Here is a 21,394-nt window from a genome sequence, read left to right as displayed (position 1 = left end):
CTCTACTGAGGTGTGCAGCGATTTAAGTACATCAAGACTGAGATATCCGCTTTTGATTGAAAAATCAGGTAATTATGCTTTTCATTTAATCATATATGGTTGGCGGTTATTAAATAGCGTATATATCCTGACATTTGGGTGAGGGATTTTATGGGAATAGATGTCCGGGGGGGAGTGGTTGGTGTCGCTTGTTGATTTTTTTGCGGCGTGGTAGTCAAGTTTCATGTTGCAATTGGCGCGATGCATGGCGATTGCCAGCTCAATCAGTTTTAAGTGCTGAGACCAAACAGCTGATTTATTACGTGGGCTAAATATTGTAACTGGCAGAGCTGTAACCTCTACATCTATTGCCGTCTCTCCACGTGCGTCGTCTGCTCCGGGATAACCTGCGGGGGCTCTATACTAGAGACGCCGACAATTTACTCAGTGTCTGAAGTGTCTTTGTCCGACAGCAATTCAGTAGCACGGTTGCTGAGCAGCGATCCGGCCTGGCGCCGTCCTCGGTCACGGAGCCCGAGCGCAGAGTGTGCGCCGCTCAATCGCCTTCCAATCCGGCCAATTGCGCTCGGCGCTGAACAATGCGCGCTACTTGGTCGCTCGACAGACCGCCAGTGGAGACCTTCCCACCTTTATACATCCGGCGAAACAGTAGGTCCTCTGTGGCTGGTGCCGCGGCCAACCAAGCGGTAAGGGCGTGTGCCGCCGGCCCGCGCAACGGCTTCTCGCGGCGCACCCCGACGGTGTCAGTTTTGGTCGAGCCCAAGGCGTTCAACAAAGTGTCGGTATCCAGTGGGCACCACCTCGGAACGCCGGCGCCCGCCGTCACCCCAGGCCCGCAGGAGCAGGGCACGATCACGCGCGCCGTCGTCGCAGGTGGACAGCAGCACCTGCGACGGCTCGAGCACCGTCGCGCTTTTCTAGTGCACCACCACGCGTTGGCGCGCCTTGGGCGCGTCGCGCAGCAAGGTTTTCAGCGCTGTTTCCTCGCATGCATTGTACCAGCCGTTGAGCCGATGCCATTTACCGATCACCGAAAGGAAGTAACTGACTGTGTTGAAGGCTAGTGCCCCAGTCCGCCCTTAACCCGGGCGGTGAGCAGAGCGGCGTCGATCGCCAGCGGCAGCGGCAGCAAGTGCGCCCACGTACAGTTTTCTCGCGGACAGGCCTAATGATCGAAGATGAATTGGAGTGGCAGGGTAGCGGGAAGAGGTGCGTCGCCCAGCGCTTGGCCATAACGCAGTTGCAGGTAGGCCGACCCGTAGGCGAGGGCACTGCGGTAGCTGCGTAACGTGTTGGCCGCCGTGCCGACCGCGATGAACGCCGCAGCAGCCTGCTGGGCATGAATCGCCAAGGGCTGCAGGTCCAGCGGCGTTGCCTCGACCAGCGCTAACTAATCGGTGTTATTCAGTACGTTCATCAGACTGAAATTTCCGTCTTCGGAAATAACGGCGGATAACATTCTATTATCAGACCTAATATAGCTGGATCTGGGATTGCTGGAGCGGAACTGTGCGATTTTCAAGATATCGTAAGCGTAGGCGTTTTTACACACTCTGGGCCGATAGCAGCCTGTGGCACCAGAGATGTAAGGACTTCTTTTGATGGACGGTGAGTCTGGCAAACAGCAGTGATTAGCAAAGCTCGATCTGACAGGCACGACTGGAGGTCCGCTAACTGTCAGATCAAGTCTGAGCGCTCCGCACTATCAGTAGCGAGCCGCAGCATTGCTTTCAATCGCCTCTGCCGCTGCCAGCGTATTTCTCATCAAACATGCTACGGTCATTGGACCAACGCCTCCTGGAACAGGAGTCATGGCCGCGGCGATTTCCTTGGCAGAGTTGAAATCGACGTCACCAACCAGTACCGAAACACCATTCTTTTCGACTCTGTTGATGCCAACGTCAATGACCACAGCACCGGGCTTGATCGACCTTGCATCAATAAATTCCGCCCGTCCAATCGCTACCACCAGGATGTCGGCCTGACGACATTCAGCGATGAGATCTTGCGTTCGGGAATGCACAATCGTGACCGTGCAGTTTTCCTGCAAGAGCAAATTCGCCATTGGCTTTCCAACGATGTTAGACCTGCCGACAATTACCGCTTTTTTGCCACTGAGGTCACCGATCTGATCCTTCAACATCATCAGGCATCCGAGAGGCGTACAGGGGATTAGTTTGGCTTTACCCTGACCCAGCAGACCCACGTTGATCGGATGGAAACCGTCGACATCTTTGGCCGGATTTATGGCCGCAATAACCTTCGATTCATCGATATGGGCGGGCAGCGGAAGCTGCACCAAAATCCCGTGCACATAGCGGTCATTGTTCAGCTTATCGATCAGGTTCAGCAGGTCCGCTTCGGACGTGTCGCTTTCGAGTAGGTGAGGGAAGGAGTCAATCCCGGACTCAAGCGCCTTTTTCATTTTGGTTTTCACGTAAACCTGGCTGGCAGGATCGCTCCCGACTAGTACGACAGCCAGCCCTGGTGCTCTGCCGCGTTTCTCCCTGAAGGCCCTCGCACCGACGGCAACATTCTTGCGCAAGATTTCGGCAAACGCCTTCCCATCGATTATGGAGGCCTCTGCATTGGGCGCGTTATCCAAAGGTTGTGTAGTGGTCATTTCGTCCTACCCATTAGCGGTCAGAAAGCTGCCTCCACGTTCTTGAAGGCAGCTGCATAATCAAGATTTAAGGCGTTCGCCTTTAGGATCGTAAAGGCACCCACGAATGACTTTCGCGGAGCATTCTTCACCCAGAATTGTGATGGTGAGTTCAGTATCCAGGGACGCCAGTTCGCGCTTGATAAAGCCCATGGCCAAACTCTTATTAACGCGATAACCAAAGGCTCCTGATGTCGTAAGCCCTACCAGTTTCCCTTGATGGAAAATTGGCTCGCTACCCAATGCATCAGCAAGGCCCGCTTGCACTTCCATCAGTACGAGACGATGGGTACTCGGCTTCTCTTTTTCTGCCAGCACTGCCGCACGCCCTTCAAAATCGCCCTTATCGGTCTTGATGAAGTAGCCCATGTTGGCAGCCAGCGCCGAGTACTCTGTTGTCAGTTCGCGGCCCCAGATTTGATAGCCCTTTTCGATGCGCATCGAGTCCATCGCCCGTAGCCCGAAGTCGACGATTCCATGCGCTTCACCCGCCCAAACGAGTGCTTCGTAAAGTGCTTGCTGGTGTTGGAGTGGATGGTGGAGTTCCCATCCCAATTCGCCGACAAAGTTCATCCGCAACGCGCGTACGGGAGCGCCAACGACCTGGATCTCCTGGCCGGTAAACCAGGGGAATGCTTCATTACTCAGATCGGTGTCGGTGAGTTTGGAAAGCACTTCTCGTGCTCTAGGGCCCGCCAGGATGAGTGTGCCCCAGTCCCTGGTGATATTCGCGATGGAGATATTCGCGTATCTCGCTGCCCGTTGTCGCAGCCAATCTTCAATCAGCAGCTCACAAGCCGCCGGGCACATCAGGTAAAACGCGCCGCTTTCCAGGAGGGTCATGGAGAACTCCCACGCCACGCTTCCTGATGGGGTAAGTACATGGGCGAGAGCTACATCCCCACATTTGGCAGGAACCTGGTTGGGGCTGATCCGATCCAGAAATGAGCGAGCATCCTTTCCAGAAATCTCGAATTTTGTGAAGGCGCTCAGGTCGAGGATACCCACGCGATTTTGCACCGCTTCACATTCCGACCGAACTGCGGCATCCCAATTGCCCCGGCTGTAGCTGAAGTTCTCGACAGGGGCATTGGCAGATTGTGCAAACCAGCTGGCACGCTCCCAGCCGTAATAAGCGCCGAACACGGCATTCTTGTGTTTAAGGATTTCGTAAATTGGCGTGGTCTTGACCTCGCGACACGCCGGGCGCATCGCGTATTCGTTCGGGCAACTTAGTTGGTATTCGTTGGCGTACAGCTCAAGCGATTTGGTGACGGTGTAGGAAAGGTTCGCGTAGCTGCCAAAGCGGCGGGAATCCAGCTCCCAAAGCTCAACCTCAGGGTGGCCGTCGATGATCCACTGAGCAAGGTAACGGCCAGCGCCGCCACCCTGAGTGATCCCGAAACTGAACCCTGCGCAAGCGAAGTAGTTGTCGTAGCCATGCACGGGCCCGAGCAGGGGAAGGCCATCCGGGGTGTACACGATAGGGCCATTGACCACTGTCTTGATCCCGCCGTCACCGATAATTCCCACCTGTTCCATCGCTGCACCGATGATTTCTTCGAGACGGTTCAGCTCCGGTTGCAGCAGTTCCTGCCCGAATGTCGCTGGAACCCCATCGACTGCCCAGGCCACCGGCTCTCGCTCGTACGGGCCAAGGATCAGCCCCTTGCCCTCCTGGCGAAGGTAGTAGGAAATATCCGGATCGCGAAGCAGGGGAAGGTGGTGGGGTCTGTCCACCAAGGCTGGAATATTGTCGGTGACCAGATACTGATGTTCCAGGGAGCAGATAGGGAACTGATGGCCGATCATCGCGGCCACTTCATTAGCCCTGAAACCTGCGGCGTTCACGATAATGTCTGCGTGAATGACGCCTTGTTCGGTGGTCACTTCCCATTTTTTGTCGGCGAGTTGAGTAATCGCGGTAACCGGATTGTGCCGAACAATGGTAGCGCCGTAACCACGGGCCAATTGAGCCATGGCGTTGGTCACGCTGGTCGGATCTATATGACCGTCATACGGGTCCCAAAGCCCTCCCAGCAACCCGGTGGTGTCCAGGAAGGGATGCAGTTCCTTCAGGCGCTCATTGTCGACCACTTCGACGCCATTCAAACCGGCAAGCGTGGCCAGGCCTGCGACCCGTTTGAACTCATCCAGACGTTCCTTGGTATGCGCGAGCCGGATCGAACCTGTTTGGTGGTGACCGACCGATTGCCCCGTCTGTTCTGCGAGTTGTTGATACAGCTCGATGCTGTTTTTCTGAAGCTTCATGATGTTCAGGCTGGTGCTGAACGAAGGAAGGTTGCCCGCGGCGTGCCAGGTCGATCCAGATGTCAGTTCAAGCTTCTCCACCAGCATGACATCCGTCCAGCCGGATTTGGCCAGATGGTAAAGCGTGCTCACACCGGTAATACCACCACCGATCACTAAAACTTTGGCTTCCGATTTCATCTCGGGGGGATCCTTTGACGGGTCTATTGGAGACATGATTCGCCGGGGCTCCGGGCGTCTGGATTCGATGCTAAGGCGCTTGAGATGGCTCTACAAACGATGTATACCAGTGTCATTTATAAGTAGGGCTTATGCCGGGGTGCCGCGATGTCGTTGACCAATCTTCAGCTCAACTGGCTTCGGACGTTTGAATCAGTAGGGCGACATTTAAGCTTTTCGGCTGCGGCGATTGAACTGAACATGAGCCAGTCTGCGGTGAGCCAGCAGATAAAATTGCTCGAGCACAAACTTGGCAAGGCGCTATTCCTGAGGCAAACACGTTCGATCCAGCTGACCGTATCGGGGCGGGCGTATTTGGCAGTGGTCCGGGAAGGCCTTTGGCATATGCACCAAGGGATGAACAACATCTTCAGCTCGGTCGCCCAAGGCGTACTTGAATTGAGCGTCAACAACTCCTTTGCGCAGTTGTGGCTCGCCCCCCGTATGGAGCGGTTCGCTGAGCTGTATCCGCAAATTTCTCTTCGCATGTACGGCGTTAACTGGGAGGCGGATGCTCCACCTTCCAGCGCAGAGCTGGAGATTCGCTACGGTGCGGGAAACTGGCAGCAGTACGACATCCAGCAGCTGCTCTCGACTGAGCTGAAGCCGTATTGCTCACTGGACGTTGCTGCCAAACTTCGAAGTGCCGGGGGATTGCTCAGCCTGCCCTTGATCGATGTGTTGGGCACACCCAATGGCTGGAGCGACTGGCTGGCTACTTACCCGCAAGGCGAGGCAGAAAACTATCAGCGTTTCTACGTCGACAGCTACGCAATCGCGGCGAGCATGGCGATTGAAAACGCAGGCGTGTGTCTGCTTAACGAGGAACTCGTGGAGAAATCCAGGCTGCGTGGACAGCTCGTGTCGCCGCTCGATCAGAGCATTGAGTGCCTTGCCGGGTTCTACTTGCTGAAGCCACATAACAAGCCGCTGTCTGGGGCTGCACAGGCCTTTTGCACTTGGCTGGAGTCAGAGCTTCGTTAATCTCTGCGGACTGGGTGAGGAGTCAGGAGCCCGCCACAGGCGGGCTCCTTTCCCTTAGCTGTTACTCGGAAACGCGAACTGTGCAGCCTCATGGCTGGCACGCTGAGGCCAGCGCTGAGTAATCGCCTTACGACGCGTGTAGAAACGAACACCATCCGGACCATACGCATGAAGATCGCCAAACAGCGAGCGCTTCCAGCCGCCGAAGCTGTGGTACGCCACCGGAACCGGTAGCGGAACGTTCACACCCACCATGCCGACTTCGATCTCGTCACAGAACAAGCGCGCAGCTTCACCGTCGCGAGTGAAGATGCAAGTACCGTTGCCGTACTCGTGATCGTTGATGAGTTGCATGGCTTGTTCAAGGCTCGCTACGCGCACGATGCAGAGAACCGGGCCGAAAATCTCTTCCTTGTAGATGCGCATTTCAGGCGTCACGCGGTCGAACAGGCATCCACCCAGGAAGAAGCCGTTTTCGTTGTTGGTCACCTGAAGCCCACGGCCATCGACGACCAACTCGGCCCCGGATTCAACACCTTCGTCCACGTAACCCTTCACTTTGTCCCGGTGGGCGCCAGTGATCAGTGGTCCCATGTCGAGGCCACAGGATGTGCCGGCGCCAATTTTCAGCGCCTGGATCTGCGGTACCAGTTTATCGATCAGTGCATCGGCGATTTGGTCGCCCACACAAACGGCGACGGAAATCGCCATGCAGCGTTCGCCGCAGGAACCGTAAGCCGCGCCCATCAGGGCGCTAACGGCATTGTTCAGGTCAGCGTCCGGCATCAGCACAGCATGGTTTTTTGCGCCGCCCAAGGCCTGGACACGCTTGCCGCGTTTGGTGCCTTCGGCGTAGATGTATTCAGCGATTGGCGTCGACCCTACGAAGCTCAATGCTTTCACTTCCGGCGCCTCGATCAAAGCATCGACCGCTTCTTTGTCGCCGTGAACCACGCTCATCACCCCTTTAGGCAAACCCGCTTCTATCAGCAACTCTGCAATGTAAAGGGTAGAGCTTGGGTCGCGCTCCGAAGGCTTGAGGATGAAGCAGTTGCCGCAGACGATGGCTAACGGATACATCCAGAGTGGAACCATCGCCGGAAAGTTGAACGGCGTAATACCAGCCACAACTCCGACAGGTTGGAAGTCACTCCAGGCATCGATGTTCGGGCCCGCGTTGCGGCTGAACTCACCTTTCAGGATTTCAGGGGCCGCGCACGCAAACTCGACGTTCTCGATACCTCGTTTGAGTTCCCCAGTGGCATCTTCAATGGTTTTGCCGTGCTCTTCGCTGATCATCCGGGCGATTTTGGCTTCGTTCTGCTCCAGCAACTGCTTGAAACGAAACATGACCTGAGCGCGCTTGGCGGCCGGAGTCTTGCGCCATGCAGGAAAGGCGGCTGTCGCAACGTCAATGGCGTGTTGAACGGCGGCGCGATCCGCGAGTGAGACCTGATGGATAACCTCACCCGTGGAAGGGTTGAACACGTCCGCGGTGCGGCCGGTGGTGGCGATATGCTCGCCGTTGATCAGGTGTTGAATGATGCTCATGGATGAAGACCTGCAAGATTGAAAATAGAAGTGATGCTGGCGGCGTTGACCCGCCAGCACGGGTGGTTTGCCTGCACGTTGTTGCGTTAATCGATGTGGTTCAAGGCTTCCCCGACGGCATCAAACATGCGGTCAAGATCTTCAGGTTTAGCGTTGAAGGTCGGCCCGAACTGAAGGGTGTCGCCACCGAAGCGCACGTAGAACCCCGCTTTCCAAAGCGCCATGCCCGCCTCGAACGGACGAACAATTGCATCCCCTTCGCGGGGTGCAATTTGAATAGCGCCTGCGAGGCCGCAGTTCCTGATGTCAACGATGTGTTTTGCGCCCTTGACACCGTGCAATGTGCGTTCGAAATGCGGTGCCAGATCAGCTGATTGCTGGATGAGGTTTTCCTTCTCCAGCAGATCCAGTGTTGCGAGGGCCGCAGCGCAGGCAACCGGGTGCGCCGAGTAGGTGTAGCCATGGCCAAATTCGACCGCGTATTCCGGACTCGTCTGATTCATGAAGGTTTGGTAGATCTCACTGGAAGCGATCACGGCGCCCATTGGAATGGCACCATTGGTGATCTGCTTGGCCACGTTCATGATGTCCGGCTTCACGCCGAAGTACTCCGCGCCGCTCCAGGTGCCCATCCGCCCGAACCCGGTGATCACTTCGTCAAAGATCAACAGAATATTGTGCTGCGTGCAGATCTCGCGAAGGCGCTGCAAGTAACCTTTGGGAGGCACGATGGCACCTGCGGAGCCCGACATAGGCTCGACAATAACGGCTGCAATGTTCGTCGCATCATGCAGCTCAATGAGCTTCAGCAACTCATTTGCCAGTTCCACACCACCAGTTTCTGCCATGCCTTTGGTGAAGGCCATTCCCGGCTGTAACGTGTGGGGCAGGTGGTCGACATCCATCAGTTGACCGAACATCTTGCGGTTGCCCCCGATGCCACCCAGGCTCGTGCCCGCGATGTTCACGCCGTGGTAGCCGCGTGCTCGGCCGATCATTTTGGTCTTGGTCGACTGACCCTTGAGGCGCCAGTACGCCCGGGCCATTTTGACCGCGGTGTCCGCGCACTCGGAGCCCGAGTTGGTATAGAACACATGGTTCAGGTCGCCGGGCATGAGGTCAGCGACGCGCTCGGACAACATGAACGATAACGGGTGGCCATATTGAAACGCTGGCGAGTAATCAAGCGTGCCCAACTGGCGGGCGACGGCTTCCTGGATTTCCTTGCGCGAATGGCCTGCGCCGCAGGTCCACAGGCCTGACAGACTGTCGTAGACCTTTCTGCCTTCGGAGTCTGTCAGCCAGCTGCCTTGCGCAGAAACGATGAACCTTGGGTCACGCTGAAAGTTGCGATTCGAGGAGAACGGCATCCAGTGTGAATCCAGTTTCAGCTGGCTGGCCAAGGGAAGTTCGTGAGCCTGTTGTGTGTTCATGAGCAGTGGTCCTCGTGGAGAGATACTCATCGTGGTCATTCGGAGAGTTGGCCTTGTTGAGCGTCCTGAAATGCAATTCAAGGCTTGCCTAGAAACTGACACGCGCTTAGATTCAATAAAACACACCTTTCGATACCCTTGGTTTCAGGTCATCTAAACTATGAAAGCGCGCCGTGCCAATCCAGTTGCTCAAGTCACTGATTTTGATATTCGGATGCTCAAGATATTTCGCAGTGTCGTGGAGTGCGGAGGATTCTCCGTTGCAGAGAGCGTTCTAGGTGTTGGCAGGTCAGCAATCAGTCAGCAAATGACAGAGCTTGAGCAGCGATTAGGCTTACGGTTATGTCAGAGGGGACGTGCCGGGTTCTCCCTGACGGAGGATGGGCAGCAGGTGTATGAGGCGTGTTTACGCTTGTTGTCGGCGATGGAGGGATTTCGAAGCGAGGTCAACGGGATGCACAGTCATCTCCGGGGCGAGTTAATCATCGGCTTGACGGATAACCTGGTCACGATGCCTCACATGCGCGTCACGGATGCATTGGCTTCCCTAAAGAAAAAAGGACCTGACGTTCAGATCCAGATTCGAATGAGTACACCGGGTGAAGTGGAACAAGGCGTGCTCGATGGCCGTCTGCACGTAGGCGTAATCCCGCAGGTCGGTGCGCTTTCAGGCCTTGAATATCAGCCGCTGTATAGCGAGCGTTCTCAGCTCTATTGCGGTGTTGGCCATCCTTTGTTTTTCGTCAAGGATCTGGATTTAAATGAGCAGCGTATCCAGGAGCAGGACGCCATCGCCCCGACATTCCGTTTGCCGGCAACCATCCAGGAGCACTATCAGGCGCTAAATTGCACGGCGAGCGCATCGGACCGAGAAGGGATGGCATTCCTGATTCTCACCGGTCAGTACATCGGCTATCTGCCTGATCACTACGCGCGGAGCTGGGTTGCAGAAGGAAGGCTCAGAGCGTTGAAGCCCTATTCCTGTTTTTACGATCTGACGCTGGCTTCTGTTACCCGGAAAGGTCGCCGTCCCCATTTGGTATTGGAGACCTTTCTCGAATCCCTCGCGATGAGCGGCTGACGAATTGTCGAGCCTTCAACGTGGCAACTTACGAATCAGTACAGCTTATTAATAAGCACCTGATACATCGTTTGTTGTAGGCATAAAACCGCTCGTACGATTCGCTCCAGAGGCTATGTTCGATGCCTGTGGAGGTTTTGATGCAACGCGAGGCTATGGAATTCGATGTCGTCGTAGTAGGAGGAGGGCCTGCCGGGCTATCTGCTGCCATTCGCCTGCGTCAATTGGCAATGGTAGAAGGGCGGGAGTTGTCAGTATGTCTGGTCGAAAAAGGCGCAGAGGTCGGTGCGCACATCATGTCCGGTGCTGTGTTCGAACCTACCGCACTGAACGAATTGTTTCCCGACTGGCGAAACATGGGTGCGCCACTGAACACCCCGGTGCAGTCGGACGAGATTTTCTACCTGTCGTCTTCACGCCTTTCAATCCGGGTTCCCGGAGTCTTCGCGCCCAGCACGATGCACAACGAAGGCAACTTCATCGTCAGCCTGGGCAATGTATGTCGTTGGCTGGGCCAGCAAGCGGAAGCCCTAGGGGTCGATGTGTTTCCAGGCTTTTCTGCGTCCGACGTGCTGTACGACGAGGAGGGCAGGGTCCGGGGCGTGTTGACTGCCGACATGGGCGTCGGCCGAACTGGAGAGCATAAAGGCGGCTTTACGCCGGGTATCGAGCTGATCGGCAAGCAAACCATCTTCGCTGAAGGCTGTCGCGGGCACTTGGGCAAACAGCTGATCAGCAAGTATCAGCTCGATGCGGACTCCGATCCTCAACACTACGGGTTGGGCATCAAGGAAGTCTGGGAAATCCCCGCTGAGCAGCATGTTCCCGGGCTTGTGATTCATAGCACTGGATGGCCATTGACCCAGAGTGGCACGCAGGGCGGCGCCTTCATGTATCACCTGGAGGACGGTACGGTGGTGATCGGACAGGTCGTGGATCTCAACTATCGCAATCCTTACCTGTCGCCGTTTGATGAGCTTCAACAACTCAAGCATCACCCGCTTTACGAGCAGTATCTGCGCGGTGGCTCGCGCATCAGCTACGGCGCCCGTGCCATTGCGAAAGGCGGGCTTCAGTCTTTGCCGAAGATGCACTTCCCAGGGGGCCTGCTGATTGGGTGTGATGCCGGCACCTTGAATTTTGCCAAGATCAAAGGCTCCCACACGGCCATGAAGTCCGGAATGCTGGCGGCTGAAACCATCTTTGAGGCGTTTGCCGTCAATGAGTCGGCCGGTCAGGATCTGGCAGCGTATGCGGGAAAATTCAGGGCGTCGTCCATTTATGACGAGCTTTACCAGCAGCGTAATTTCGGTCCCGCCATGCACCGGTTCGGCAGTCTGATCGGGGCCGCCTACGCCTGGGTCGATCTGAACCTGTTGAAAGGGAAATTGCCTTGGACTTTCCACGACAAACGCCCCGACTACTCGACCATGGATCCTGCTGATAGTGCTTCGGTCATTCACTACCCAAAACCCGACAACGTCCTGAGCTTCGATAAGACCTCCTCGGTCTATTTATCGAACACGAACCATGAAGAAGATCAGCCCTGCCACCTGACGCTCAGGGACTCCTCGATACCCATCGCGTTCAACCTGCCCACCTATGCCGAGCCGGCTCAACGGTACTGTCCCGCCGGTGTGTACGAGGTTGTGGAGGATGCGTCAGCGAGCCGATTTCAGATCAATGCGCAGAACTGTCTGCACTGCAAAACCTGTGACATCAAGGACCCGAGTCAGAACATCGTTTGGCGTGCACCCGAGGGAGGCGGGGGACCCAACTACACCAGCATGTAGAGGAGAAAGAGTCGCTACGCGATTGAGCGACCGAAGCGTGACTAGTGCGATGCGTGGAACAAAACAATAACGAACTCAATGATCACACTGCCTTCCTTACTAGAAATCTATCGGGAGCATCATGAAAAAATTAGCGTTAGTCCTCGTCTCTGGCTTGACCTCCTTCACCGTGATGGCGCAAGAAAACCTCACGGTTGTCACATATGGCGGGAGCGTCGCGGCGGCTCAGCAACAGTCCTCGATCAAACCCTATGCCGATAAAACAGGCGTCAAGATTCGTACCGAAGATTACTCGGGAGGTATTGCCCAGCTCAAAGCTCAGGTTGACTCGAAAAAAGTGGCCTGGGATGTGATCGATATGGAAATGCCGGATGCTGTGCGGGCCTGTAATGCCGGCCTGTTGGAGCGCATCAACCCGGCGAAAGATCTTGCCGCCGCGCCCGATGGCTCTACGGCGACGGACTTCCTGCCAGGGTCGCTGAACGATTGCGGAGTCGGTGCCTACATCTGGAGCACGGCGGTTGCCTACAACACCAATGCCTTCAAAGGACAGGCCCCCACAACACTGGCTGATTTCTTCGACCTCAAAAAATATCCCGGCAAGCGTGGCTTGCGCAAAGCGCCCCAGGCCAACCTTGAGTGGGCTCTGTTAGCGGATGGTGTTCCTCGTGATCAGGTGTACGAAACACTGGAGACCGATGAGGGGCTTCAGCGTGCTTTCAAAAAGCTCGACTCGATCAAGAGCCAGGTCATCTGGTGGGAAGCCGGCGCGCAACCTCCGCAGTTGCTGGCAGATGGTCAGGTCACGATGACTTCCGCCTGGAATGGTCGGATCTGGGCCGCACAGGCGAAAGAAAAACAGCCCTTCAAAATCATCTGGGACGGCCAGATGTATGACATCGATGTGTGGGCGGTGCCGGTGGGTGCGCCCAATAAAGCCAAGGCCATGGATTTCCTGCGTTTCGCAACCTCGACTCAAATTATGGCTGACCAGAGTCAGTACATCGCTTATGGCCCGACACGCAAGTCGTCCCAGCCACTGGTTCACGCCGATATGAAGTCGAGTATGCCAACCGACCCGGCCAACTTTGCCACGGCATTGCAGGTGAATTCGCAGTGGTGGGGTGATCATGCTGACGAGCTGAACGAACGCTTCAATGCCTGGCTTGCAAAATGATCCTCTGACTTTAGCCGTTAAGCCGTGTGGTTGGGCCTGCCATCGAAGTACCAGATTCGGTGATGGATAGCGGCTATTAGCCGAGCTGATCAAAGGAATTGCTCTCTGCTTGGTGCACTTTGCCCGACGCTTGCGTCGGGCTTTTTTTGAGCGTTATTTAAAACAAAGAAAACGAGTAACTGGCGATCAACCGGTTTTCATCAATGTCGCGGCCATCGTCGCTGCGATAGGTCGCGTTGCGCAGGCGGACAGAGAAGCCTTTCAGGAAGTCTTGAAAAGCGTAGGTCACATCGATGTCGCGTTCCCATTCCTTTTCGGCGCCCGGTTTGTCCAGCCCCGTCCCGCGTATGTAGGCAGTGAAAAAGGTCAGGCCAGGAATGCCCATCGGCGCGAAGTTGTAACCGTAGCGCAATTGCCAGCTGCGTTCGCCAGCGCTACCAAAGTCATGGTATTGCACATAATTGGGCAGGTAGGGGTTGTTGATGTAGGGGAAGCCGGTTGCACCCTTCATGACTTGATAAGTGGCCAGCATGCTGTGGCCGCTATCGAAGCTGTAGCCCACAGCCGCGGAATAGGCCCGGTTATCAACCTCGCCTGCTTTTGCGGCGCCGATATCGCGACTGGAGAAGGCGCGTAGATCGGTGGTCATTTTGCCTTTACCGACGCGTGTAGTGTGAATCAGGCCGAGGAACTGCTGGCGATACACATCATCCAGTGCGCCGTAGTAATAGCTACCGGTCAGTGTCGGAGTGATTTGATAGCTGCCGCCACCATAACGGAAGTGGTCACCGACGCCGGTGGCCCGATAACGTCCGTCCTTGGCCGCGATGCCGATGTCCCGTTGATCGGTAGAGTCCGGGGTGACGGTTTTATCAAACTGAGCGACGTTCACCGTCAAATGTTCGATTTCGCTGGAGCTGACTTGCGTACCCTGGAAAGTCTGGGGAAACAGCCGACTGCCATTGAATTGCAGGACGGGCACCTTGGGCAGTGCGATGCCGTAAGTCAGGGTGGTTTTGGAAAACCTGGCCTTGGCTGCGAGTCCGCCTTTGGAGTATTCATCAGCGGCCTCACCGGACGCGCGTCGGGGCAATAATCCGCTGCCGGAGCGGTCGGGGCTGGAGTCCAATTGGTACCCGGCGTATCCCAGCGCATCGACGCCCAAACCAATCGCTCCTTGGGTAAACCCGGACTCATAGTTGAGCAAAAAGCCCTGGGCCCATTCATCTCGCTTGGATACACCAACGCCATCTCGAAAGTCGCCGTTATAGTAGAAATTACGTGCTTCAACGCTCGCCTTGCTGTCCTCGATAAAGCCTGCGGCCATCGAGGAAATGCTCCAGCAGACACCGGGTACAAACATTGCGATAGACAGGGTACGGTTCATTTTTATTATTTTCCTGACACGACGAGCCGCTGTTCGGTACTGGACCGAACAGGCACTCGATTGGAAGTTGTTAGGGGGAGAGTGTTAAGCCTTGCAGCCCAGCTCTTGAGCCAGTTTTTTGCGGTCTAGCTCTTTTTCCCAAGCGGAGACCACCAGCGTCGCCACGCCGTTGCCTACCAGGTTGGTCATGGCCAGCCCTGTGCCCATGAAACGGTGGATGCCGAGGATCAACACCATGCCAGCCACGGGGACGATTGGTACGACCATCAAGGTGCTGGTCAACATCACGAAGGCTGCACCGGACACCCCGCTGGCCCCTTTGGAGGTCAGCATCGCGACGATCACTAGAGTCAGTTGCTGAGACAGGGTCAAGTCGATGTTCAGCGCCTGGGAAATGAACAGCACGGCCATCGTCAGGTAGATGTTCGTGCCATCGAGGTTGAAGGAATAACCAGTCGGAATCACCAGGCCCACGACGGGTTTGGAGCAACCGAGACGTTCCATTTTGTCCATGATCTGCGGCAAAACCACTTCTGAGGAACTGGTGCCCAGCACCACCAGCAATTCCTCTTTGATGTAGGCGAGGAAGCGCAGAATGCTGAAGCCGCAAAGCCGTGCAACGCCGCCAAGTACAACGACCACGAAAAATATGCAGAGCAAGTAGAAACTGCCGATCAATTTCAGAAGCGGCAGCAGCGATTCGACGCCGTAAGTGCCGACGGTGAACGCGATGGCACCGAAAGCGCCAATCGCAGACAGTTTGGCGATGATGTGAACGATGCGGAAAAACACACCTGACAAGCCTTCGATGATGTCGTACACCGGCTTGCCTTTCTCTCCCATAGCCGACAGCGCACATCCGAACAGCACCGAGACCAGCAAGATGCACAGCACGTTGCCCTCTGCGAATGCCTGGGTGAACGTGCTGGGAATGATGCCCATCAGGAAGTCGACCATGTGCAGGTGCTGGGCTTTTTCCGCGAACCCGGTGACGGCGGAGGCATCGAGCGTATTGACGTCAACGTTGAAGCCGCCACCTGGGTTGAACAGGTGGCCGCCGATCAGCCCGATCAGTAGCGAGACCGTCGAAATGATTTCGAAGTACAGCAGCGCCTTGCCGCCGACACGGCCGACCTTTTTCAAGTCCCGCATGCCGGCGATGCCGGTGACCACCGTACAGAAAACGACGGGGCCGATGATCATCTTGATCAGTTTGATGAACGCATCGCCCAGCGGTTTGAGGTCAGCAGCGAAGTCAGGCCAGAAGTGACCGACAAGCACACCGACGACGATCCCCAGCAGGACCTGGAAATACATCGCACGGTAAAACGGTTGCTTGGTCTTTACGTTAGCGCTGGTCGGTGTCTCGACCTGAGCAGGCACAGGGATCGGATTCATAAGGTTTACTCACTGCCATCTTATTGTTGGAGGTGTGGCAAAAGGTCCTGCTGTCAGCGTCCGTACAGTTTCAGCGGGTTATCGATCAATAGTTTCTGGCGCAATGACGGGGCGGTGCAGAAGCGGAACATCAGATCCACCAGACCGCCGTCGTTGGGCATGTCTTTGCTGATATTGGGATGTGGCCAATCAGTGCCCCATAGCACGCGATCCGGTGCTGCCTGGATCAGTCGTTCGGCGAAGGGGATAGCATCATCGAACGGTCGACGACCGCTGGACACTCGCTCGGCGCCACACACCTTGACCCAGGCCAGGGGATTTTCCATCAGATCGAGCAGGGCCAGGAAGGACGATTGTTCAACGCCTTCTTCAGCCTTGACCCGACCCATGTGATCGATGATGAACGGCACGGGGATCCGGGCCAGGCGATCGACATAGGTCAGGATGTCCTGAGCGTCGAGATGCAGCACCACATGCCAGCCCAACGGCGCGAGCCGATCGACGGTGCGATTAAAAACCTCCAGGTCGGGTGCGCCGCCCAGGTGCGCGACAAAATTGAAACGAACCCCGCGCACGCCGCCGGCATCCATCTCCGCGAGTTGGGCGTCGGTTTCGCTGCCGTCAACGATTGCCACGCCGCGATAACGTCCGTCGCTACGGGCAATGGCATCGAGCATGGCGCGGTTATCAGTGCCGTGGCAGCTGGCCTGGACGATAACGCCACGGCTGAACCCCAGGTGATCGTGCAACCCTCGCAGGGTTTCAAAAGGCGCGTCGGGCGGGGTGTAGCTGCGGTCGGCGGCGTAAGGGAATTGAGCGGCTGGGCCGAACACGTGGCAGTGTGCGTCCCAGGCACCCGCTGGCAGGGCATGCGCAGGTTGGGTGGGATTGGAATCGGGAGCCAGGCAATTTTTCATCAGATGTCCTTCATTGATCTGCGTTTGAACGCGATACCTGATGGTCGGCTTTGCAAGCGTCTCGAACAACAAAGCCCAAGTACTAGCAGCTATGCTGTTTTTGCATGCGTGACATCAAGGTATGCATATCTCACGGACCATCGCCAACGTCTTCTCAGCCAGACGCGTCAGCGGTCGCTGCTCGGATGTCGCGATAAACAAATGGGTAGGGATGGACGGCTCGACAATCTGCGCCGCTTTCAATCCGTCGGGCAGGCTGTTGCGGGCGGCGAGGGCAGATCGGAACAACACGCCGTAACCCATGCCCAGATTGATCAGTTCCAGGAGCGAGGGAATACTGTCGATTTCCAGGCACACATCCAGTTTGATGTCGTGGCGTGAGGCCTGGGTTTCGACCAGTCGACGCAGCGAATGAGGTTCGCTGGGAATGATCAGTGGATAGCGCCAAAGGTCTTGCATCGCGACCGTGTCAGGCAGGTCCGAGTTGGAGGCGCCGATCAACATCAATGGCTCAGAGTGGATATGCTCGTAGTGCAGCTGCGCACTGTGGGCGGGGTTGAACAGGAGGGCGAAATCCAGACGGCCCAGCAACAGCCACTCTCGCATGGAATGACTCAAACCCTCCTTGATACCCAAGGAACAACCGGGGAATCGCTCGCGAAAGGCTGACACCAGGGCCACGGTGTGGCGTCGGGAAATGCTCGGTGGAAGCCCGATCACCACTTTGCCGGACAAGGTATCACGTTGCTCGCGCAACTCCTCGCGAGCCACTTGCACCTGCCGCAAGATGCCTTTTCCGTGATCGAACAGCCGCTGGCCGGAAGCTGTCAGCAACACGCCACGGCCATGGCGCAGCAGCAGATGCTCCTGTAATTCGACTTCCAGTTGTCGAACCTGGCGGCTGACCACCGACTGGGAGATATTCAATACCGCGGCCGCTTTGGTAAAGCTTCCGAATTCGGCGACCCGTACGAAACATTCGAGTTGTTTTAAGTCCATGAACCGTTCTCGGGGGAAAAACTCATGTTAACGCTTTTCCTCCGCCAGACTTTCCCGGGTGAGTGGGCTGCCATAAAGCGTATCAACCAGGTTCAGCCAGTCGAAAGGCTCGATGTTGGGGTAGTCAAGATCGGCATCCACCATGGCATCCACCAGGCCACGTTGGGCGTTGACGATTGCCAGGCTCATGTTCGGCACCACACCCATGTCGGTCGAGGTTTTTGCTACTTCTTTCATTTCTTCGGAGCGTCGCCGACCATGTTCAGCCACGCGGCTGATCAAGTAGTGCGGCAACGCGTCGTCCCAGCCCATCTGCGGAAAACTCTGGTGCAACGACGCGAGCACTTCCCGTTCTGCCTGGTACTGGCGTGCGGTGCTCAAGCATTCGGTCGTCAGCGCTTCCAGGCCCTTGATCATGATGCTGCGACACATCTTGATCGCTGAAGCGACGCCGACCTCATCGGCCACCCGGCGTACGTTCATGCCCAGTGCAGAGAGCTGTTCAGCCACCTGTCCGGCAACTGCTCCGCCGAGCAAAATGGGTGTTTTCAAGCGCTGGGGAGGTACCGGGGCCATGACGGCAGCATCGATATAGCCGACGCCATGGCGCTGCATAGCGGCGAATGCTGCCCGCTTGGTGGACGGGGCAACCGAATTGATATCGATGAACAATTGATCGGGTCTCATCAGCACCGCCGCGGCCTGAGCCACCGTCAAAGCCTCATCGGCGGTCACCGCTGAAATGACCCAGTCTGCGAGCGCAATGGCGTGGGCGAAACTGTCGCATAGCAGCACGCCGCATTGATCGGCCTTGTCGTAAAGAGCCGCGCGAGTACTGGGGTTATCTTGCAGGCGATCATAGGCGTAAACGGTCACACCCGAGGCCGCAAGATCCTCGCCAAAAATGGCTCCAGCCTCGCCGAAGCCAATCAACGTTAAGGTTTTCATGCTCATTGAGTCACCTCGTTCTGCCAGACACTCTGGGGAATACACACGTTACCGTCGAACAGCAGCCGGGCCGTGCGCAGCAGACCGCAACCGGCTAACTCACCGTTTTGCATGTGCAGTTCGACGGTAAATTCGCCCGTCGGATGTTCTACCGAGAGCTGTACTCGTGCACTTGGTTGCACTTGGGTCAGTCCATCGGCGACAGAGCCCGGAATCTGGCAGGCGGACGCTACACTCACGGCACCAAATACCCCGATTGACGTGTGGCAGCGATGGGGGATGAAGGTGCGACTGCAAATCGCGCCCCCCTCACGGGGAGCTGCAATCAAGGACACTTTCGGTACGCTGCGCTGGCTGACATCCCCCAGATTCATCAATGGCCCCGCCTGTAAACGGATGGATTCGAGTGCGGCTTTGAGTTCGCTGTCGGCGTCCAGTTGTTCGGCACTTTCGTAGCCGCTGCGGCCGACATCGGCGGCGCGAATCAAAATCACCGGCATGCCGTTATCAATGCAAGTCACGTCAATGCCGTCGAAACGGTCTGTGGGGTTGCCAGTTGGCAACAATGCGCCGCAGTTGGATCCGGCAATGTCTTCAAACTCGATAATCAGGGGGGCGCCGCCGCCGGGAACGCCATCGATGTGGGCTTCACCCGCGTAACTGACCGTACCGTCAGGGGTGGGGACATGGGCAATGGCAATCTGGCCGGTGTTCTCCATGAAAATCCGCACCGAAGTAAGCGCGCCTTGGGCGGCTACCAGCCTGCGCTCGATGGCGAATGGCCCAACACCCGCCAGGATGTTCCCGCAGTTCTGGCCATAATCGACCTGGGCTTGCTCGACCAGAACCTGCGCGAACAGATAATCGACATCGGCGTCCGCCCGCTCCGAGCGGCGGATGATCGCGACCTTGCTAGTCAACGAATTCGCGCCGCCGATACCATCGATCTGTCGAGCATCGGGCGATCCCATGACTGCCAACAACACCCGATCCCGCACCGCCTCTTCGGCGGGCAGGTCTGGTGCAAGAAAGTACGCGCCTTTGGAGGTGCCACCGCGCATCATCAGGCACGGAATACGAGTTTGGCTCATGGGGTCATCCTTGCAGGTCGCAAAGGCTGTCGTAATAGGTCAGACCCCGGTCAGCGAGCTTCTGACGCATCGCGTAGATATCCAGGCCCAATTCGCCGGCAGCCAGGCGCACTCGTTTCTGCTCTTCGAATCGAGCGCGTTTGCGGCTGGTTTCAACGACGTCTGGTAACTCTTCGCGGCGGACAATGACCACGCCGTCATCGTCAGCCACAACCACATCACCAGGCTCGACCCATTGGCCGGCACAGATGATCGGAACGTTGACCGAGCCGAGGGTTTCCTTGACCGTACCTTGGGCATGAACTGCCCGTGACCAGACCTTGAAGCCCATGTCTCGCAGAGTTCGAGTATCGCGGACCCCAGCGTCGATTATCAGGGCGCGTACCCCCCGAGCCATCAATGAGGTGGCTAGCAAGTCGCCGAAGTAGCCATCGGTGCAGGGTGAAGATGTCGCAACCACCAGAATATCGTCGGGTTGGCATTGTTCGACGGCGACGTGAAACATCCAGTTGTCACCCGGCGCAACCAACACTGTCACAGCCGTTCCGCTGATGCTTTGGTTTTGCTGGATTGGGCGGATGGCTGAATCCAATAAGCCTTTGCGACCCTGAGCTTCATGCACGGTCGCAACGCCGAAGCGATCCAGTTCGTCGATCAGCGCCGAGTCGGCACGGGGAATGTTGCGCACGACAATGCCGGTTTTTCCGATCAGTGCGCTCATGCCAAGTTCTCCGTTACCCGTGGAAAGATGCTCTGGTAACCCTCGGCGTACACGATGTTGCGGGTAGAGGCGATTCCGACATTGCGCTTGGCCTGCACGCCGCGTTGCAGAGCGACGCGGGTGTAGTACTCCCAGAGATGCTCCTGGCCGGCCATGCACTGGATGGCGGCATATTTCTTGTCCCAGACCTCAGTGATATCCAGCAGGACATCCGGTCGCCATTCGCACTGCTCAGGCTGATGCGGTTCAAAGCTGTAGACCGGTGGCGCACCGACGATTTTTTCACCGGGCTTATAACCTTCCGCCTGGGCGATGATGCGCGCCTCTTGGGTCAGGTTCATGGCCAACGGATGGTCGTAGTTGTAAGGGTCTTTGATCGAGTGACTGAGCACGAAATCCGGTTGCACGCGACGAAACACATCGGCCAAACGAAACAGCGTTTCTTTGTCAGCGCGCATCGGATAGTCGCCGATGTCGAAGAATTCCACGCTCGCGCCAAGGATCTCCGCTGCGGCCTCGGCCTCGCTGCGACGCGCTGTTTTAACCTTGTCTTCCGACATCTCGCCTTTGCGCCAGAGCTTGGCCGATTCACCCCTTTCGCCATAGGAGAGGCACACGATATGAACGGCGTAACCCTGTTGTGCATGTAGCGCAATGGAGCCACCTGCGCGCCAGACGAAATCGGCGGAGTGGGCGCTAACAATCAGTGCGGTTTTTTTTGTATTGATCATTGGAGGGCTCTTCTTGCGGCTGTTTGATAGG

The 21,394-nt window shown here is 56.7% G+C and carries 16 protein-coding genes and 1 pseudogene; 4 read left to right on the top strand and 13 right to left on the bottom strand.

Annotated features, from left to right (window positions below; translation table 11 throughout):
• Positions 1–538: 538 nt before the first annotated feature.
• The 3 genes and pseudogenes from QZH45_RS16245 to QZH45_RS16235 all read right to left on the bottom strand — a co-directional run.
• Positions 539–1,384, bottom strand: a pseudogene (locus QZH45_RS16245) (integrase); the annotation flags it as partial.
• Positions 1,385–1,705: 321 nt separating this feature from the next.
• Complete coding sequence (gene folD, locus QZH45_RS16240) at positions 1,706–2,623, bottom strand: bifunctional methylenetetrahydrofolate dehydrogenase/methenyltetrahydrofolate cyclohydrolase FolD (protein WP_432783449.1); 918 nt, start codon at positions 2,621–2,623, stop codon at positions 1,706–1,708.
• A 60-nt stretch (positions 2,624–2,683) separates the two neighbouring features.
• Positions 2,684–5,113 carry an FAD-dependent oxidoreductase gene (locus QZH45_RS16235; protein WP_432783448.1) on the bottom strand — a complete coding sequence of 810 codons (2,430 nt, stop codon included), beginning with the start codon at positions 5,111–5,113 and terminating at the stop codon, positions 2,684–2,686.
• Positions 5,114–5,260: 147 nt separating this feature from the next.
• Here QZH45_RS16235 and QZH45_RS16230 point away from each other — a divergent pair, with 147 nt between their 5' ends.
• A complete protein-coding gene (locus QZH45_RS16230; protein ID WP_108215547.1) occupies positions 5,261–6,136 on the top strand; it encodes a LysR family transcriptional regulator in 876 nt (291 codons plus the stop codon).
• Between the two features lie 54 nt (positions 6,137–6,190).
• Here QZH45_RS16230 and QZH45_RS16225 read toward each other — a convergent pair whose 3' ends face one another.
• Positions 6,191–7,687 (bottom strand): CoA-acylating methylmalonate-semialdehyde dehydrogenase, encoded by a 1,497-nt coding sequence (locus tag QZH45_RS16225; RefSeq protein WP_108215548.1) that lies wholly within the window; start codon positions 7,685–7,687, stop codon positions 6,191–6,193.
• Between the two features lie 86 nt (positions 7,688–7,773).
• The gene (locus QZH45_RS16220) at positions 7,774–9,120 is read right to left on the bottom strand and encodes an aspartate aminotransferase family protein (RefSeq protein ID WP_108215549.1); all 1,347 of its coding nucleotides are present in this window, start codon (positions 9,118–9,120) and stop codon (positions 7,774–7,776) included.
• 160 nt (positions 9,121–9,280) lie between these two features.
• Here QZH45_RS16220 and QZH45_RS16215 point away from each other — a divergent pair, with 160 nt between their 5' ends.
• From QZH45_RS16215 to QZH45_RS16205, 3 genes are all read left to right on the top strand, one after another.
• Entirely contained in the window at positions 9,281–10,201 is a 921-nt protein-coding gene (locus tag QZH45_RS16215) for a LysR family transcriptional regulator (RefSeq protein ID WP_108215550.1), read from the top strand.
• Positions 10,202–10,341: 140 nt separating this feature from the next.
• Entirely contained in the window at positions 10,342–11,994 is a 1,653-nt protein-coding gene (locus QZH45_RS16210; RefSeq protein ID WP_432783446.1) for an electron transfer flavoprotein-ubiquinone oxidoreductase, read from the top strand.
• A 121-nt stretch (positions 11,995–12,115) separates the two neighbouring features.
• Positions 12,116–13,171 (top strand): ABC transporter substrate-binding protein, encoded by a 1,056-nt coding sequence (locus QZH45_RS16205; RefSeq protein ID WP_108215552.1) that lies wholly within the window; start codon positions 12,116–12,118, stop codon positions 13,169–13,171.
• 157 nt (positions 13,172–13,328) lie between these two features.
• On the opposite strand, the gene QZH45_RS16200 is transcribed toward QZH45_RS16205, so the two are convergent.
• The 8 genes from QZH45_RS16200 to galB all read right to left on the bottom strand — a co-directional run bounded on the left by QZH45_RS16200 (position 13,329) and on the right by galB (position 21,363).
• Positions 13,329–14,558 carry an OprD family porin gene (locus tag QZH45_RS16200; protein WP_108215553.1) on the bottom strand — a complete coding sequence of 410 codons (1,230 nt, stop codon included), beginning with the start codon at positions 14,556–14,558 and terminating at the stop codon, positions 13,329–13,331.
• A gap of 84 nt (positions 14,559–14,642) precedes the next feature.
• Entirely contained in the window at positions 14,643–15,956 is a 1,314-nt protein-coding gene (locus tag QZH45_RS16195) for a dicarboxylate/amino acid:cation symporter (protein ID WP_432783444.1), read from the bottom strand.
• Between the two features lie 53 nt (positions 15,957–16,009).
• On the bottom strand, positions 16,010–16,873 hold the full coding sequence (locus QZH45_RS16190) for an amidohydrolase family protein (protein ID WP_432783443.1): 864 nt from the start codon (positions 16,871–16,873) through the stop codon (positions 16,010–16,012).
• A gap of 114 nt (positions 16,874–16,987) precedes the next feature.
• Positions 16,988–17,872, bottom strand: coding sequence for a LysR family transcriptional regulator (locus QZH45_RS16185; protein WP_108215556.1), 885 nt, complete (start codon positions 17,870–17,872; stop codon positions 16,988–16,990).
• Between the two features lie 27 nt (positions 17,873–17,899).
• A complete protein-coding gene (locus tag QZH45_RS16180) occupies positions 17,900–18,826 on the bottom strand; it encodes a DUF1932 domain-containing protein (RefSeq protein ID WP_432783442.1) in 927 nt (308 codons plus the stop codon).
• Positions 18,823–19,911 carry a 4-oxalomesaconate tautomerase gene (locus QZH45_RS16175; protein ID WP_432783441.1) on the bottom strand — a complete coding sequence of 363 codons (1,089 nt, stop codon included), beginning with the start codon at positions 19,909–19,911 and terminating at the stop codon, positions 18,823–18,825. Before QZH45_RS16175 ends, QZH45_RS16180 begins: the two co-directional genes overlap by 4 nt.
• A gap of 4 nt (positions 19,912–19,915) precedes the next feature.
• A complete protein-coding gene (locus QZH45_RS16170) occupies positions 19,916–20,632 on the bottom strand; it encodes a 4-carboxy-4-hydroxy-2-oxoadipate aldolase/oxaloacetate decarboxylase (protein ID WP_432783439.1) in 717 nt (238 codons plus the stop codon).
• Positions 20,629–21,363 carry a 4-oxalmesaconate hydratase gene (galB, locus tag QZH45_RS16165; RefSeq protein WP_108215560.1) on the bottom strand — a complete coding sequence of 245 codons (735 nt, stop codon included), beginning with the start codon at positions 21,361–21,363 and terminating at the stop codon, positions 20,629–20,631. Before galB ends, QZH45_RS16170 begins: the two co-directional genes overlap by 4 nt.
• Positions 21,364–21,394: the final 31 nt, after the last annotated feature.

It is taken from the genome of Pseudomonas corrugata, assembly GCF_050920615.1.
GTDB classification, from domain to species: domain Bacteria; phylum Pseudomonadota; class Gammaproteobacteria; order Pseudomonadales; family Pseudomonadaceae; genus Aquipseudomonas; species Aquipseudomonas corrugata.
This window is presented reverse-complemented; position numbering and strand designations above follow the sequence as displayed.

Coding starts and splice junctions, on each gene's coding strand:
- QZH45_RS16210 (WP_432783446.1), top strand. CDS start 10,342: ATGCAACGCGAGGCTATGGAATTCGATGTCGTCGTAGTAGGAGGAGGG.
- QZH45_RS16230 (WP_108215547.1), top strand. CDS start 5,261: ATGTCGTTGACCAATCTTCAGCTCAACTGGCTTCGGACGTTTGAATCA.
- QZH45_RS16220 (WP_108215549.1), bottom strand. CDS start 9,120: ATGAACACACAACAGGCTCACGAACTTCCCTTGGCCAGCCAGCTGAAA.
- QZH45_RS16190 (WP_432783443.1), bottom strand. CDS start 16,873: ATGAAAAATTGCCTGGCTCCCGATTCCAATCCCACCCAACCTGCGCAT.
- QZH45_RS16200 (WP_108215553.1), bottom strand. CDS start 14,558: ATGAACCGTACCCTGTCTATCGCAATGTTTGTACCCGGTGTCTGCTGG.
- QZH45_RS16180 (WP_432783442.1), bottom strand. CDS start 18,826: ATGAGCATGAAAACCTTAACGTTGATTGGCTTCGGCGAGGCTGGAGCC.
- galB (WP_108215560.1), bottom strand. CDS start 21,363: ATGATCAATACAAAAAAAACCGCACTGATTGTTAGCGCCCACTCCGCC.
- QZH45_RS16215 (WP_108215550.1), top strand. CDS start 9,281: ATGAAAGCGCGCCGTGCCAATCCAGTTGCTCAAGTCACTGATTTTGAT.
- QZH45_RS16225 (WP_108215548.1), bottom strand. CDS start 7,687: ATGAGCATCATTCAACACCTGATCAACGGCGAGCATATCGCCACCACC.
- folD (WP_432783449.1), bottom strand. CDS start 2,623: ATGACCACTACACAACCTTTGGATAACGCGCCCAATGCAGAGGCCTCC.
- QZH45_RS16195 (WP_432783444.1), bottom strand. CDS start 15,956: ATGAATCCGATCCCTGTGCCTGCTCAGGTCGAGACACCGACCAGCGCT.
- QZH45_RS16170 (WP_432783439.1), bottom strand. CDS start 20,632: ATGAGCGCACTGATCGGAAAAACCGGCATTGTCGTGCGCAACATTCCC.
- QZH45_RS16235 (WP_432783448.1), bottom strand. CDS start 5,113: ATGAAATCGGAAGCCAAAGTTTTAGTGATCGGTGGTGGTATTACCGGT.
- QZH45_RS16185 (WP_108215556.1), bottom strand. CDS start 17,872: ATGGACTTAAAACAACTCGAATGTTTCGTACGGGTCGCCGAATTCGGA.
- QZH45_RS16175 (WP_432783441.1), bottom strand. CDS start 19,911: ATGAGCCAAACTCGTATTCCGTGCCTGATGATGCGCGGTGGCACCTCC.
- QZH45_RS16205 (WP_108215552.1), top strand. CDS start 12,116: ATGAAAAAATTAGCGTTAGTCCTCGTCTCTGGCTTGACCTCCTTCACC.